General features: G+C 66.8%; 14 protein-coding genes. 10 read left to right on the forward strand and 4 right to left on the reverse strand.

The genetic code is table 11. The features are described 5' to 3' along the window. The first annotated feature begins 298 nt into the window (after positions 1-298). Genes AC0Z6F_RS19965 through AC0Z6F_RS19980 form a run of 4 tightly spaced genes read left to right on the forward strand, consistent with a single transcriptional unit; the run spans position 299 to position 3,168 of the window. Complete coding sequence (locus AC0Z6F_RS19965) at positions 299-880, forward strand: nitroreductase family protein (RefSeq protein WP_012510124.1); 582 nt, start codon at positions 299-301, stop codon at positions 878-880. Continuing rightward, a complete protein-coding gene (locus AC0Z6F_RS19970) occupies positions 877-1,827 on the forward strand; it encodes a 5'-3' exonuclease (RefSeq protein WP_032968783.1) in 951 nt (316 codons plus the stop codon). The genes AC0Z6F_RS19965 and AC0Z6F_RS19970 overlap by 4 nt, the downstream gene beginning before the upstream one ends. Beyond that, positions 1,824-2,378 carry an NUDIX hydrolase gene (locus AC0Z6F_RS19975; RefSeq protein WP_004144854.1) on the forward strand — a complete coding sequence of 185 codons (555 nt, stop codon included), beginning with the start codon at positions 1,824-1,826 and terminating at the stop codon, positions 2,376-2,378. The genes AC0Z6F_RS19970 and AC0Z6F_RS19975 overlap by 4 nt, the downstream gene beginning before the upstream one ends. Then, positions 2,371-3,168, forward strand: coding sequence for an N-formylglutamate amidohydrolase (locus AC0Z6F_RS19980; protein ID WP_012510122.1), 798 nt, complete (start codon positions 2,371-2,373; stop codon positions 3,166-3,168). Before AC0Z6F_RS19975 ends, AC0Z6F_RS19980 begins: the two co-directional genes overlap by 8 nt. Before the next feature lie 84 nt (positions 3,169-3,252). Here the strand turns inward: AC0Z6F_RS19980 and AC0Z6F_RS19985 are convergent, their stop codons facing one another. Next, positions 3,253-3,924 (reverse strand): DUF7716 domain-containing protein, encoded by a 672-nt coding sequence (locus tag AC0Z6F_RS19985; protein WP_485618448.1) that lies wholly within the window; start codon positions 3,922-3,924, stop codon positions 3,253-3,255. Beyond that, complete coding sequence (locus AC0Z6F_RS19990; RefSeq protein WP_485618450.1) at positions 3,921-5,339, reverse strand: MFS transporter; 1,419 nt, start codon at positions 5,337-5,339, stop codon at positions 3,921-3,923. Before AC0Z6F_RS19990 ends, AC0Z6F_RS19985 begins: the two co-directional genes overlap by 4 nt. A gap of 105 nt (positions 5,340-5,444) precedes the next feature. Between AC0Z6F_RS19990 and AC0Z6F_RS19995 the strand changes: the two genes are divergently transcribed. After that, complete coding sequence (locus AC0Z6F_RS19995; protein ID WP_032968778.1) at positions 5,445-6,329, forward strand: LysR family transcriptional regulator; 885 nt, start codon at positions 5,445-5,447, stop codon at positions 6,327-6,329. 167 nt (positions 6,330-6,496) lie between these two features. On the opposite strand, the gene pip is transcribed toward AC0Z6F_RS19995, so the two are convergent. Both pip and prmC read right to left on the reverse strand, forming a co-directional pair. Then, the gene (pip, locus tag AC0Z6F_RS20000) at positions 6,497-7,438 is read right to left on the reverse strand and encodes a prolyl aminopeptidase (protein WP_065722819.1); all 942 of its coding nucleotides are present in this window, start codon (positions 7,436-7,438) and stop codon (positions 6,497-6,499) included. A gap of 48 nt (positions 7,439-7,486) precedes the next feature. Beyond that, a complete protein-coding gene (gene prmC / locus AC0Z6F_RS20005; RefSeq protein WP_197585367.1) occupies positions 7,487-8,344 on the reverse strand; it encodes a peptide chain release factor N(5)-glutamine methyltransferase in 858 nt (285 codons plus the stop codon). 350 nt (positions 8,345-8,694) lie between these two features. Here prmC and ahpC point away from each other — a divergent pair, with 350 nt between their 5' ends. From ahpC to AC0Z6F_RS20030, 5 genes are all read left to right on the forward strand, one after another. Further along, the gene (gene ahpC / locus AC0Z6F_RS20010) at positions 8,695-9,258 is read left to right on the forward strand and encodes an alkyl hydroperoxide reductase subunit C (RefSeq protein WP_004144811.1); all 564 of its coding nucleotides are present in this window, start codon (positions 8,695-8,697) and stop codon (positions 9,256-9,258) included. 229 nt (positions 9,259-9,487) lie between these two features. Continuing rightward, positions 9,488-11,080 carry an alkyl hydroperoxide reductase subunit F gene (gene ahpF / locus AC0Z6F_RS20015; protein WP_004144809.1) on the forward strand — a complete coding sequence of 531 codons (1,593 nt, stop codon included), beginning with the start codon at positions 9,488-9,490 and terminating at the stop codon, positions 11,078-11,080. A gap of 85 nt (positions 11,081-11,165) precedes the next feature. Then, entirely contained in the window at positions 11,166-12,128 is a 963-nt protein-coding gene (locus AC0Z6F_RS20020; RefSeq protein ID WP_012510116.1) for a LysR substrate-binding domain-containing protein, read from the forward strand. Between the two features lie 123 nt (positions 12,129-12,251). Beyond that, positions 12,252-12,656 carry a nucleoside diphosphate kinase regulator gene (gene rnk / locus AC0Z6F_RS20025; protein WP_004144805.1) on the forward strand — a complete coding sequence of 135 codons (405 nt, stop codon included), beginning with the start codon at positions 12,252-12,254 and terminating at the stop codon, positions 12,654-12,656. Between the two features lie 50 nt (positions 12,657-12,706). After that, complete coding sequence (locus AC0Z6F_RS20030) at positions 12,707-13,663, forward strand: transaldolase (protein ID WP_012510115.1); 957 nt, start codon at positions 12,707-12,709, stop codon at positions 13,661-13,663. The last annotated feature ends 244 nt before the right edge of the window (positions 13,664-13,907 follow it).

Genomic DNA, 13,907 nt, shown 5'->3' on the forward strand with positions numbered 1-13,907 from the left:
GACAACATGGACATCACGACGACCGGTACACCCCATGTACCGGTACGTCGATGGTAGGCCGGCCAGCCCGTCACGGACAGTGAAACAGTCCTCACTTCAAACCTCATGACCGGCGGCCCGGCAAGACAGATATCGTAAGCGGTGCAAGGCCCATGAGGCGAGGGGAAGCGGTCGTCCGTTTCCCGCCAGTGGCATGATGTTCATCACAGTTTGATATTCAGGGTCCGGACGCGACACAGACGGTGCCATTGGCCGCCCCGACTATAATCAAACACCCGTGACGACCGGTTAATACTCCATGCCCGACCCCGCTGCCCTGCTTGCCCTGGATGCCCGCCGCTCAGTGCCTTCGCGGCAACTGGGCGAGCCCGGACCAGATCCGGCCACCCTGCAGCGGATGCTGGCTTCAGCAGTACGCGTGCCCGATCACGGCAAGCGCGTGCCGTTCCGCTTCCTAAAGATCGCCGGCGATGCACGTCACACTCTGGGCGACTTTCTGGCCGAGCGCAGCCGCCAGCGCGACCCGCATGCCGGCGAGGCGGTATTCGAGAAGGACCGCCAGCGTTTCAGCCACGCCCCGCTGGTGATCGTGGTGGTGGCCAGCCCGCGCCCGGACCCGAAGGTGCCCGAACAGGAACAGCTGATGACCGCCGGCTGCGTCTGCTTCGCCCTGCTGCAGGCCGCGCAGGCGCTGGGCTTCGGCGCGCAGTGGCTGACCGCCTGGATGGCCTTCGATCCGGTCGTGCAGGCCCATCTGGGCCTGGTCGAGGGCGAGGGCATCGCCGGTTTCATCCACATTGGTACGCCCAAGGCCGATGTTCCCGAGCGCGAGCGCCCCGACCCGGCGGCCCTGCTGCGCGACTGGACGCCGCCGGCATGACCCTGCCGGCTCCGCCGCCGTCGCTGTACCTGGTCGATGCCAGCATCTATGTGTTCCGCGCCTGGCATTCGCTGCCGGACGAGTTCCAGGACAGCCAGGGCTGGCCGACCAATGCCGTGCACGGCTTCGCCCGCTTCCTGCTCGATCTGCTGGAGCGCGAGCGCCCGCGGCACATCGCCATCGCCTTCGACGAAGCGCTCGACAGCGGCTTCCGCCATCGGCTGTATCCGGCCTACAAGGCCAACCGTGATCCGGCTCCTGAAGCGCTGAAGCGCCAGTTCGTGCATTGCAAGGCGCTGTGCGCGGCGTTGGGCCTGGCCGTGCTGGCCCACCACGAATACGAGGCCGACGACCTGATCGGCAGCGCCCTGCACGTGCACCGCGGCAGCCATCGCGGGGTGATCATCTCCGCCGACAAGGACCTGTCGCAGCTGCTGGTCGACCACGACGAACAGTGGGACTACGCCCGCAACCAGCGCTGGGACGTGGCCGGCGTGAAGGCACGGCACGGCGTGCACGCGCACCAGATCGCCGACTACCTGGCGCTGTGCGGCGATGCGGTGGACAACATTCCCGGCGTCAGCGGCGTCGGCAGCAAGTCCGCTGCGGTGCTGCTGGCCCATTTCGGCAGCATGGACGTGCTCTACGAACGTCTGGACGAAGTGCCGTTCCTGCGCCTGCGCGGCGCCGCACAGATGGCGGTGCGCCTGCGCGAGCAGCGCGAGCACGCCCTGCTCTGGCGCCAGCTGACCACCATCGCGCTGGACGCGCCGCTGGAGGGCAGCCAACCCGGCCTGCTGCGCCAGTCGGCCGACCCGGAGCTGCTCGCTGGCCTGTGCCAGACCCTGCGCTTTGGTCCGATGACCCGCCGCCGGCTGTTCGATGCCGCAGGCGTGGCCGACCCCGTTCCCACTCCATCTTTTTCCAATTCCGGCGAGCCCGCATGAGCCAGCGCAACACCGAAGCCCCGCGTGTCGTCTACGAAGGCAAGTACCAGCGCATGCTGGTGCGCGGCACCTGGGAATACAGCGAACGCACCCATGCTGGCGGCCTGGCGGCGATCATCATCGCCGTCACCCCCGAGGACAAGGTGCTGTTCGTCGAACAGTTCCGCGTGCCGCTGCAGGCCCCCACCATCGAAATGCCGGCCGGCCTGGTTGGCGACATCGATGCCGGCGAGTCGATCGAAGTCTCGGCCGTGCGCGAACTGGAAGAAGAGACCGGCTGGACCGCCGATCACGCCGAAGTGCTGATGATCGGCCCGACCTCCTCCGGCGCGAGCGCCGAGAAGATCGCCTTCGTCCGTGCCACCGGCCTGCGCCGGATCGGCGAAGGTGGCGGCGACGACAGCGAGGACATCACCGTGCACGAAATTCCGCGCGCACAAGCGGCGGCGTGGCTGGTGCAGAAGATGGGCGAAGGCTACGAGCTGGATGCCAAGCTGTGGGCCGGACTGTGGATGATCGAGCATCACCTGGACGGGCGCCCGCGTGGCTGACGCCGACCTGCACGCACTGCCGGCGCTGCTTTGCGCCGATGATCCGGCAATCTACGCGATCCACCGGGCTCAAGGCGCGTCACCGTACCTGCTGCTGGCCGACCACGCCGGCCAGCACGTGCCGCGTGCCCTCGCCGGCCTGGGCTTGCCACAGGCCGAACTGGACCGCCACATCGGCTGGGACATCGGCATTGCCGGCACCACCCGCGCACTGGCCGAACGGCTGGATGCCTGGGCAATCGAACAGACCTATTCGCGGCTGCTGATCGACTGCAACCGCCCGCTGGCCTCGCCCACACTGATTCCGGAAGTGAGCGACCACACCGTGGTGCCGGGCAATGCAGGTCTGTCGGCGGCGCAGCGGCAACAGCGCATTGATGCGATCCATGCGCCGTACCACGCACGCATCGACGCCGAACTGGACGCACGCCGCGATGCCCGTCGCCCCACCCTGCTGGTGATGATGCACAGCTTCACCCCGGCGATGAACGGCGCGCAGCGGCCGTGGCATGCCGGCGTGCTGTACCACCAGGACACGCGCTTTGCGCATGCACTGCTGCAGGCACTGCGCGACGAAGGCGACCTGGTGGTGGGCGACAACGAACCGTATTCGGTCAGCAGTACCAGCGACTACGCGGTGCCGGTGCACGGCGAAGGCCGCGGCCTGGTGCACGTGGAACTGGAAATCCGCCAGGACCTGATCGCCGATGCCGCCGGGCAGCAGGCATGGGCGGAGCGGCTGGCGCGGATTTTCAGCGCGCTGCAGCCGCAGTTGCTGGCCGCCGGGTGATTTACCCAGGCTTGGTAGTGCCGGCCGCTGGCCGGCAACTGCAATGATCCAACGGACCTTGGGGTTGCCGGCCAGCGGCCGGCACTACCGCAATACGGGCGCATCCATCCACGGGAACGACTTGAACCCGTGCACCTGCAAGGTCGCACCGATGGCGTCGAAGTCATCCTTGATCGCCTGCGCACGGTTGCGATCCAGTCCTTCACCGAGCGCCAACGGCAACGAGCGGCAGCGCGCCAATGCTTCGCCTACCGGGATTTCCAGCACGTGCGCCACGCGCTGCGCAGCGGCCTTCAGCTGGTCTACCGGGCACGCCACCATGCACAGGTCGAACGAAGCGAAGATGCCTTCGCCCACCCCTGCCTCGCGCGCAGCCGCCTGTTCCTCAGCACCCGCTTCGCCCAGGGCCTCGTCGATGCCATCGACCTGCTGGAACGCGTCGTACTCGGCGTAGTACGCCAGCGCCTGCGCATAATCGGCCAGTGTGGACAGTGGGCGTTGCCGCTTCTGCACGTCGAGCACGTCGGCGAAGGTCGCCGGTTCAAGATAGCTGGACAGGCCCAGCGCGCGCGCGCGGGCAGGAACATCGCTGTCGTCGTCGAACGCTGCTTCTTCATCGGCCGGCAACCAGAAACCCGCCTGCAGCAGATCGCCATCGGTGGCGTGCACCCAACCGAAGGAGGCATACACCGCATCCTCATCGTTGCAGGCGGCGAAGGCATGCAGGGTCTGTTGCAGGTCCAGCAGTTCGATCATGCGTCGGTGCTCAGGCAGGCAGTCGCTGCCGAGTCTACCGGCGCCCGGCGCAGGCCCAGCGCGATCACCACGCCGAGCGCGGCGAACAGCGCGGCGCCGTACTGTGCATTGACCATGCCCTGCAGCGCATCAGGGCTGGTTGCCGCCTGCGTGCCGCGCGCGGCGTTGGCGACCATCACCAGTACCGCCAATCCCAAGGCGCCGCCGATCTGCTGGGCGGTGGCCGCCATGCCGGACGCGACGCCTTGCTGCGGACCCGGCACGCCCTGCCCGGCCACGATCCACATCGCCGTCCAGCTCATGCCCTGGCCGAGGCTGAGCACCACGACGCCCGGCAGCAGCGGCCAGTAACCTGCGCCATGCGGCATCGCCAGCGCCACCGCGGCAATGCCGACGGCACCGGCGGCGAAGCCCCAGGCCAGTACCTGCCGTGGCGAACGGTGCCGCAGCATGCGTTCGGCAATACGGATGCCGAAGGTACACACCAATGTCGGCAGCAGGAAGGCCATGCCCGCCTGCAGCGGGCTCCAGCCATAGCCATCCTGGAAGTAGAGCGCCAGGAAGTAGTACTGCACGCCATAGCTGCTCATGAAAGCGAAGGTCAAACCCAGCGCGGCGCGCAGGCCGGGCAGGCGCAACAGCGAAAACTGCATCAGCGGGTCGCGGCTGCGCTTTTCGATCTGTACGAACACCGTCAACAGTACGGCGGAAAGCAGCAGGCAGATGAGCGTGGCCGGCGCCGTCCAGCCCCACTCCGGCCCTTGCACCAGGGTGGTGACCAGCAGGCTGCCGCCGGCGGTGACGGTGAGACAACCGGCCAGATCGAATGAACGGCCCTGCACGCGTGGACCATCGGCCGGCAACCACACACCGGCCGCGACCGCGCAGGCGGTGGCCAGCGGCACGATCACCGCCAGCACCGCCGGCCAGCCGAATGCCTGGGTCAGCACGCCGCCGAGCAGCGTGCCCAACGCCAGGCCGACCGCGCTGGCCATGCTCCAGATTGCCAGCGCGCGGTTTCGCACCGGACCTTCCGCATACAGCGTGTTGATCAGTGCCAGCGTGGCCGGGAACAGCAACGCCGCGCCGATGCCCTGTGCCGCACGCGCGATGATCAACAGCGTGGCATTCGGCGCCAGCGCACCGAGCAGCGAGGCCAGCGCGAACAGCAGCATGCCCAGCCGGTAGAAGCGGCGGCGGCCGATCAGGTCGGCGGCACGGCCACCCAGCAGCAGGCTGCCGCCAAAGGCCACGGTGTAGGCACTGACCACCCATTGCAGCTGCTGCGCGTTGATCTGCAGCGCGCGGCCCATGTCATGCAGGGCAACGAAGATGATGGTGGCATCCAGGGCGATGATCAGCTGGGCGGTGGCCAGCAGGGTCAGCGCCCAGCGCGGGTATTTGAGGGGAGGCATCGGCGGTCTGGCGCGGTGGGGGAGCGCAGTCTCATTGATGCGAGCCAATCAATAAACCCCTCCCCGACCATATCTGTCATGATTTTCGGCATGAATGCAGCCTCGATGGACCTCAATGCAGTGCGCATGCTGGTGCAGGTGGCCGAAGCCCGCAGCTTCACCGTGGCCGCCGGCCAGCTCGGCCTGAGCCAATCCGGCCTGTCGCGCGCGATCGGACGGCTGGAGGCCACCCTCGGTGTAAAGCTGCTGCAGCGGAACACCCGCAACGTGGCGCTGACGACGGACGGCCGCCAATTCGTCGAACAGGTGTCGCCGCTGCTGGCCGGCCTCGACGATGCCGAGCGGCAGTTAGCCGACCGTCCGTGCACGCCCTCAGGCACGCTGAAGATCAGCGCGCCGTCGATGTTCGGGCGCAGGGTGCTGGTGCCTTTGCTTGGGCCGTTGCTGCAGCAGCATCCACAGCTGCAGGTAGAAGCGGTGCTCAGCGATCGCCTGGTCGATCTGGTCGAGGAAGGCTTCGATGCCGCGCTGCGCACCGGCACCATCGCTGACCAGCGCATGGTGGCGCGCCCGTTGAAGCCACTACGCTGGGTGACGGTGGCCAGCCCGGAATATCTGGACCGCTGTGGCACACCGGACGATGTGGCCGCGCTGCAGGATCATGCCTGCCTGGCGGTGCGCAACCTGCGCAGTGGCCGGCTGGTGGACTGGCAGTTCCTGCAGGACGGGCAACTGCGGGAGGTCACGCCACCGGCGCGGATGGTGTTTGACTGCGGGGACCCGCTGGTGGAGGCAGCAATTTCTGGCATCGGCATCGTGCAGGTGATGGATTTCGCGGTGGCCGACGCGCTGGCCGATGGCCGCCTGCAACGCGTGCTGCAGCCATTCGAAGGCCGCAGCCGCGCGCTGTCGTTGATCTATCCGCCTTCGCGCCAGCATTCGCCGAAGCTGCAGGTGCTGGCCGACGCGTTGCTGGCCGGGGATTGGTAGCGCCGGCCGCTGGCCGGCGCCTGCGTGGATGCAATCGTTTCCGGGTTGCCGGCCAGCGGCCGGCACTACCGGGCTGCGGTAGATCCACGCCGTGCGTGGATGGGGTTGCCGCTCGGGGTCAGAGCCCTTTCCGCAGGAAAGGGATCCGACCCCTGGGCAATCAACGATCAGGCGAAGCTATCCGTCGCGCGCACCAGCGCGTCCACGTTCTCGGCTTCGAACGCCGAATGCCCCGAGGCCGGCGTGATTTCCAGCTTGGCCTTCGGCCACACCTTGGTCAGGTCCCAGGCGTTGGCCAGCGGGCAGACCACGTCGTAGCGGCCGTGCACGATCACGCCCGGGATATCGGCGATGCGGTGTGCGTCGCGCAGCAGCTGGTCTTCCACCTCGAAGAAGCCGCCGTTGACGAAGTAATGGTTCTCGATGCGCGCGAAGGCCAGCGCGAAGTGCGGGTCTTCGTGGCTGTTGATGAAGTCGTCGTCCACATGCAGGAAGCTGGTCGCACCTTCCCACACCGCCCAGGCCTTGGCCGCATCCAGCCGGGTTGCTTCATCTTCGCTGGTCAGCCGGCGATGGAACGCGGAGATCAGGTCATGGCGCTCCACCGACGGAATCGGCTTCAGGTAGTGCTCCCACGCATCCGGGAACAGGCGGTTGGCGCCTTCCTGGTAGAACCACTCCAGCTCCCAGCGACGCAGCATGAAGATGCCGCGCAGGACCAGTTCGGTCACGCGCTGCGGGTGGGTTTCGGCATAGGCCAGTGCCAGGGTAGAGCCCCAGCTGCCGCCGAACACCTGCCAGCGATCAACCTTCAGGTGCTCGCGCAGCTTCTCGATATCGGCGACGAGGTCCCAGGTGGTGTTGTCCACCAGGTCGGCGTGCGGCGTGGAACGGCCGGCACCGCGCTGGTCGAACAGGATGATGCGGTACTTGGACGGGTCGTGGAACTGGCGCATCTTGTCGCTGCAACCACCGCCCGGGCCACCGTGCAGCATCACCACCGGCTTGCCATCCGGGTTGCCGCACTGTTCGAAGTACAGCGTGTGGCGGTCGTCGACCTTCAGGGTGCCAACGTCGTAGGGGGTGATGGCGGGGTACAGCGTACGCATGCTTGCAGCTCCAGGGTGATGCCCTGCCGGGGCAGGAGAACCTCCATTCTAGGCCGGACGCCGGCCCAGGGTGATGCGGTCGCGCTGCTCCAGGTCCTGCACGGTCTGCACCTCCGCAAAACCGGCGGCGTCGAACAGCGCGCGGATCGCCGCGCCCTGGTCCCAACCGTGCTCGATCAGCAGCCAACCGCCGGGCAGCAGGTGGGCCTGGCCGCCGTCGACGATGCGACGGATGTCGTCCAGGCCATCCACGCCGGAGGCCAGCGCGGTAGCCGGTTCAAAACGCAGGTCGCCCTGCTCCAGATGCGGGTCGTCGCTGGCGATGTATGGCGGGTTGCTGGCGATCAGGTCGAAGCGTGCACCCTGCAGCGGCGCATACCAGTCGTGCCCGCCCTCGGCGAAGCGGACGTTGCCCAGTTCATGGCGGGCGGCATTGCGCGCAGCCACGGTCAGTGCACCCGGGCTGGCATCGGTGGCCAGCACCTGCGCTTGGGGCCGTTCGCTGGCCAGTGCCAAGGCGATCGCGCCGCTGCCAGTGCCGAGGTCGGCCAGCTGCAGCGCGCGGTCCTGTGGCAGGCGCTCCAATGCCAGCTCGACCAGCAGCTCGGTTTCCGGACGCGGGATCAGCGTGGCCGGATCGACTTCCAGGTCCAGCGTCCAGAAACCGCGGCGGCCGGTCAGGTAGGCGACCGGCTCACCGGCCACGCGGCGGGCCAGCAACGCCTCGAAGGCGGCCTGGTCATTGGCGTCCAGCGGATCGGTGGCATGCGCGAACAGCCAGCTGCGCGGGCAATCCAGCACGTGCAACAACAGCAGTTCGGCCTCGTGGCGAGCCTCGACGCCGCCCAGGCGGGCACTGGCCTCGGCCACGACCTGGCGCAGGGTGGGTTCGGTTTGGAAAGACATGCCGCAATTGTAGAGCCGAGCCCATGCTCGGCTGCTTCTGCCGCAGTCGAGCTACACATCCACAGGCCCGCACTCGAGCATGGCTCGACTCTACAAAAGGCTGCAATCCGTTCAGGTTCTGCCCGACGGGATAAGGAGGGACTATTGGCCCTATTCAGCCGTTCCGGAAGATTTTCCTTGTCACACAGGCAGTTGCAGGATGAAAGCGTCCGGGTTCAGTGCCTGCTCAGTACATTTTGATAGACTTCATCTATCAAATAGATGCAATCAATGGATTGTTCTTATCGATAGCGAGTCGGTAATCTAGGTCCTGTCGATTCACCCACTCCCCTTCACCCAGAGGAATAACGATGTCCCTGATCAACACCCAGATCCAGCCGTTCGAAGCCAATGCTTACCTGAATGGCGAGTTCATCAAGGTTTCCGACAGCACCCTGAAGGGCCAGTGGTCGGTCCTGATCTTCATGCCGGCCGCCTTCACCTTCAACTGCCCGACCGAGATCGAAGACGCCGCTGACCATTACGCCGAGTTCAAGAAGGCCGGCGCCGAGGTCTATATCGTCACCACCGACACCCACTTCTCGCACAAGGTGTGGCACGAAACCTCGCCGGCCGTCGGCAAGGCCCAGTTCCCGCTGGTCGGCGACCCGACCCACCAGCTGACCAACGCCTTCGGCGTGCACATTCCGGAAGAAGGCCTGGCCCTGCGCGGCACCTTCATCATCAACCCGGAAGGCGTGATCAAGACCCTGGAGATCCACTCCAACGAGATCGCCCGTGACGTCTCCGAGACCCTGCGCAAGCTGAAGGCTGCCCAGTTCACCGCCGCCAACCCGAACCAGGTGTGCCCGGCCAAGTGGAAGGAAGGCGAGAAGACCCTGACCCCGTCGCTGGACCTGGTCGGCAAGATCTAAAGCAGTACCGGCCTGCCGTGGCCCCACGCCACGGCGCGCCCTTCATCCCCGTGCCGGCCCCCCCCCCCGCCGGCGTGGGGGTGAACCCAAGACAGCCAACGCTCGCCCGCCTTGGCCAGCCAGCCCCTTCCACGGTCGCTGTCTTGGGTTCACCCCTACCCCCTGTTGGTCCGCTACCTTCTACAGCGGTGCCACGCCCCCTGTTTGCCTGAAGCCAGGAGATGACCCGATGTTGGACGCCAACCTGCAGTCGCAGCTGAAGACCTATCTGGAGCGCGTGACCCGCCCGATCCAGATCACCGCGCACGCCGACGACGGCGCCAAGTCGCAGGAAATGCTGGAACTGCTGCAGACCCTGGACAGCCTGTCGGACAAGATCACGCTGCAGGTCCTGCGCGATGGCCAGGGCCGCGTGCCGTCCTTCGACCTGGGTACCCCGGGCCAGGATATCCACCTGACCTTCGCCGGCCTGCCGATGGGCCACGAGTTCACCTCGCTGGTGCTGGCGCTACTGCAGGTGGGCGGTCATCCGTCCAAGGCCACCGCCGAGCTGATCGAGCAGGTGCAGAACCTGGAAGGCGAATACAAGTTCGAAACCTACTTCTCGCTTTCCTGCCAGAACTGCCCGGACGTGGTGCAGGCGCTGAACCTGGCCGCGGTGCTCAACCCGCGCATCCAGCACGTGGCCATCGACGGTGCCCTGTTCCAGGACGAAGTCGAGAAGCGCGAGATCATGTCGGTGCCGACCGTGTACCTCAACGGTGAAGTGTTCGACCAGGGCCGCATGACCCTCGAGCAGATCGTGGCCAAGCTGGATACCAATGCCAGCAAGCGCGATGCCGAGAAGATCGCCGCCAAGGACGCCTTCGACGTGCTGGTGGTGGGCGGTGGCCCGGCCGGCGCGGCAGCAGCGATCTACGCTGCACGCAAGGGTATCCGCACCGGCATCGCCGCCGAGCGTTTCGGTGGCCAGGTGCTGGACACGATGGCGATCGAGAACTTCATTTCGGTGAAGGAGACCGAAGGCCCGAAGCTGGCCACGGCGCTGGAACAGCACGTGCGCGAGTACGAGGTGGACATCATGGACCTGCAGCGCGCCAGCGCGCTGGTGCCGGCCGGTGAAGACGGCCTGGTGCAGGTGCAGCTGGAGAACGGCGCGGTACTGAAGTCGCGCTCGGTGATCCTGTCCACCGGCGCGCGCTGGCGGCAGATGAACGTGCCGGGCGAAGACCAGTACCGCAACAAGGGCGTGGCCTACTGCCCGCACTGCGATGGTCCGCTGTTCAAGGGCAAGCGCGTGGCGGTGATCGGCGGCGGCAACTCCGGCGTGGAAGCGGCCATCGATCTGGCCGGCATCGTGTCGCATGTAACCCTGCTGGAGTTCGATTCCAGCCTGCGCGCCGACGAAGTGCTGCAGAAGAAGCTGCGCAGCCTGGCCAACGTCACCGTGCTGACCAGCGCACAGACCACCGAAGTGCTGGGCGACGGCAGCCGTGTCACCGGCCTGGTCTACAAGGACCGTGTCGGCGGCGACGCCCACCGCGTCGAGCTGGAAGGCATCTTCGTGCAGATCGGCCTGCTGCCCAACACCGAGTGGCTGAAGGACACCGTGGCGCTGTCGCCGCGTGGCGAGGTCGTCATCGATGACCGCGGCCAGACCAACCTGCCGGGCGTGTTCGCTGCTGGCGATTGCACGACGGTACCCTACAAGCAGATCATCATTGCCATGGGTGCCGGTTCGACCGCCGCATTGAGTGCGTTCGACCACCTGATCCGCTCGTCGGTGAGCAGCAGCAGTGGTGCTGTTGCTGAAGCTGCCTGATCCATCGTTCCCAGATCACCGGGAACATTGTCTGCCTGTCGGGTAACCATGCCGTCAGCCGGTCCGTTACCCCTGGGGTGTAAGGATGAACCTACGTGATCTGAAGTACCTGGTAGCCCTGGCCGACCACAAGCATTTCGGCCGGGCTGCCGCCTCTTGTTTCGTCAGCCAGCCGACGCTGTCCACGCAGATCCGCAAGCTGGAAGAAGAGCTGGGCCTGCCGCTGGTGGAACGCGCGCCGCGCAAGGTGATGCTGACCCCGGCCGGCCAGGAAGCAGCAGCACGGGCACGGGTGATCGTGTCCGAAGTGGAACAGCTGAAGGAAGCGGCACGTCGCAGCCGCGATCCGGAAGCCGGTACGGTGCGCCTGGGGATCTTCCCGACCCTCGGCCCGTACCTGCTGCCGCATGTGATCCCGCGCATCCGCGAGCGTTTCCCGGAACTGGAGCTGCTGCTGGTCGAGGAAAAGAGCGATGTGCTGCTGGACCGCCTGCGCGAAGGCAAGCTCGACGCCGCGCTGCTGGCACTGCCGGTGATCGACGACCAGCTGCATGCCGAGTTCCTGTTCGAGGAGCCGTTCCTGCTGGCCGTATCCGGGCGCCACCCGCTGGCCCGCCGCGAGCATCTGGACGTGCAGGAGCTGGCCACGCAGAAGCTGCTGCTGCTGGAAGACGGCCATTGCCTGCGCGACCAGGCACTGGAAGTGTGCCGGCTGTTCGGCGCCAACGAGAAGTCCGAGTTCCGCGCCACCAGCCTGGAGACGCTGCGGCAGATGGTCGCCGCCGACGTCGGCATCACCCTGCTGCCGAGCCTGTCGGTGCAACCGCCGGTGCCGCGCTCGAGCAACATCCGCCTGCTCGACTTCACCGGCGAGGGCCGTCCCAGCCGCCGCATCGCCATGATCTGGCGCCGCAGCTCGGCGATGAACGATTTCCTGACGGAGTTGGCCGATCAGTTCAAGCGCCTGCCGGAGGCACTGTTCACCCTCGAGGCGGTCAATGCCGGCGGCGACGCCAGCACCCTGCCCGGCCCCGTGCTGAACGGCTGAGCCTACGCAGCACCGGCCCGGAATCGGTGGGAGTCGATTCCGGTCGCATTTGTCCCCACAATACAGACAGGCGGCGCCAGCAGGTGCCGCCTTTTGCATGGCTTTCAACCAAGGAGCTTCACCATGAACACCGCCAGCGGCCTGCCGCCGTCGATCACCGTTTCTACCTTCGACATGGACCGCCTGGACGCCATGCTCGAATCCCCTGCGCTGAGCCAGACGCCTGCCGCGCTCACGCTTGCTGAAGAACTCAACCGTGCCACCGTGCTGGCACCGGACCAGATTCCCGAAGGCATCGTCATGATGCATTCGCGCGTGGAGTGCGAAGATGAAGTGTCGGGCGAAAAGCACGTCCTGACCCTGGTCTTCCCCCGCGAAGCCAACGTCGATGAAGGCAAGGTTTCCGTGCTGGCCCCGGTCGGCAGTGCCCTGCTTGGCCTTTCCATCGGCCAGAGCATCGACTGGAATGCGCCCGGCGGCCGCAAGCTGCGCCTGCGCGTGACCGCGGTCCACAACGACCGCCCCTGATTACCGCTGCGCACAGCGCGCGATTCGATCCCCCTGCACCAGGAGCCGTAATGAGTACCCCGTCCAAACTGTCCCAGCTGCGCGAACTGTCCGTGGTCGTTGCCGATACCGGTGACTACGAGGCAATCAAGCGCCTGCAGCCGGTGGACTGCACCACCAACCCGACCCTGGTGAAGAAGGCGCTGGACCTGCCGGTGTACGCCGAGCTGATCGAACGCGAACTGGCCTGGGGCCGCCAGCAGACGGGCGACCGCGAAGCCGTGGTGCACGCCGTGGCCGACCGCCTGACCATCGGCGTCGGCGCGCTGCTGAGCACGCTGGTGCCGGGCCGCGTGTCCACCGAAGTGGACGCCGACCAGGCCCACGACACCGCTGCCACCGTGGCCAAGGCCCGCCAGTTCATCCAGATGTACGCCGATGCCGGCGTGCCGCGCGAGAAGATCCTGATCAAGATCGCCGCGACCTGGGAAGGCGTGGAAGCCGCGCGCATCCTGCAGGCCGAGGGCATCGACTGCAACCTGACCCTGATCTTCAACCCGACCCAGGCCCTGGCCTGCAGCGAAGCCGGCGCGTTCCTGATCTCGCCGTTCGTCGGCCGCATCCTGGACTGGTACGTTGCCAACGGCCAGACCCCGGCCAGCATCGATGAAGACCCCGGCGTCGTGTTCGTGCGCGGCGTGTACGCCGAATTCAAGCGCCGCGGTTCGCCGACGGTGGTGATGGGCGCCTCGTTCCGTTCGACCGCGCAGATCGAAGCGCTGGCCGGCTGCGACCGCCTGACGATTTCGCCGGACCTGCTGGAGAAGCTGGACGCCGACCACGGCGAGCTGCCGCGCAAGCTGGTGGCCGGTGCGGCCGACGGCGTGGCCGTGACCCCGATCGACGCGGCGAAGTTCGCGGCGGATCTGGCGGCCGATCCGATGGCGACCGAGAAGCTGGCAACCGGTATCGATGCATTTGCCAAGGATCTGCAGGCGCTGCGCGAGCGCATTCGCTCGGAACTGTGAGGATTTCGGCCAACGGCTGAGCCCCTCGTGGCGGATCGATTTGTAGAGTCGAGCTTGCTCGACTGACTGCTAAAGCAAAAGCCGCGCTGGGTCGGGCGGGTTGGGTTCGCGGGAGACGCCGTGAATCCGTCCCTGGAGGCTTGGCCGCCGCTTGCTCGTGTGCGCTGTCCTGCGCACACGGCAAGACCGGGGTTGGGCGTCCTGCCCAACCCGCCCGAGGCATGCCTCGGGCCCATGCGGCTCA

It is taken from the genome of Stenotrophomonas sp. 1L-E-5-B-C3, from assembly GCF_057292075.1.

Coding starts and splice junctions, on each gene's coding strand:
- AC0Z6F_RS20030 (WP_012510115.1), top strand. CDS start 12,707: ATGAGTACCCCGTCCAAACTGTCCCAGCTGCGCGAACTGTCCGTGGTC.
- rnk (WP_004144805.1), top strand. CDS start 12,252: ATGAACACCGCCAGCGGCCTGCCGCCGTCGATCACCGTTTCTACCTTC.
- AC0Z6F_RS19995 (WP_032968778.1), top strand. CDS start 5,445: ATGGACCTCAATGCAGTGCGCATGCTGGTGCAGGTGGCCGAAGCCCGC.
- AC0Z6F_RS19975 (WP_004144854.1), top strand. CDS start 1,824: ATGAGCCAGCGCAACACCGAAGCCCCGCGTGTCGTCTACGAAGGCAAG.
- ahpF (WP_004144809.1), top strand. CDS start 9,488: ATGTTGGACGCCAACCTGCAGTCGCAGCTGAAGACCTATCTGGAGCGC.
- AC0Z6F_RS19985 (WP_485618448.1), bottom strand. CDS start 3,924: ATGATCGAACTGCTGGACCTGCAACAGACCCTGCATGCCTTCGCCGCC.
- ahpC (WP_004144811.1), top strand. CDS start 8,695: ATGTCCCTGATCAACACCCAGATCCAGCCGTTCGAAGCCAATGCTTAC.
- pip (WP_065722819.1), bottom strand. CDS start 7,438: ATGCGTACGCTGTACCCCGCCATCACCCCCTACGACGTTGGCACCCTG.
- AC0Z6F_RS19965 (WP_012510124.1), top strand. CDS start 299: ATGCCCGACCCCGCTGCCCTGCTTGCCCTGGATGCCCGCCGCTCAGTG.
- AC0Z6F_RS19970 (WP_032968783.1), top strand. CDS start 877: ATGACCCTGCCGGCTCCGCCGCCGTCGCTGTACCTGGTCGATGCCAGC.
- AC0Z6F_RS19990 (WP_485618450.1), bottom strand. CDS start 5,339: ATGCCTCCCCTCAAATACCCGCGCTGGGCGCTGACCCTGCTGGCCACC.
- prmC (WP_197585367.1), bottom strand. CDS start 8,344: ATGTCTTTCCAAACCGAACCCACCCTGCGCCAGGTCGTGGCCGAGGCC.
- AC0Z6F_RS20020 (WP_012510116.1), top strand. CDS start 11,166: ATGAACCTACGTGATCTGAAGTACCTGGTAGCCCTGGCCGACCACAAG.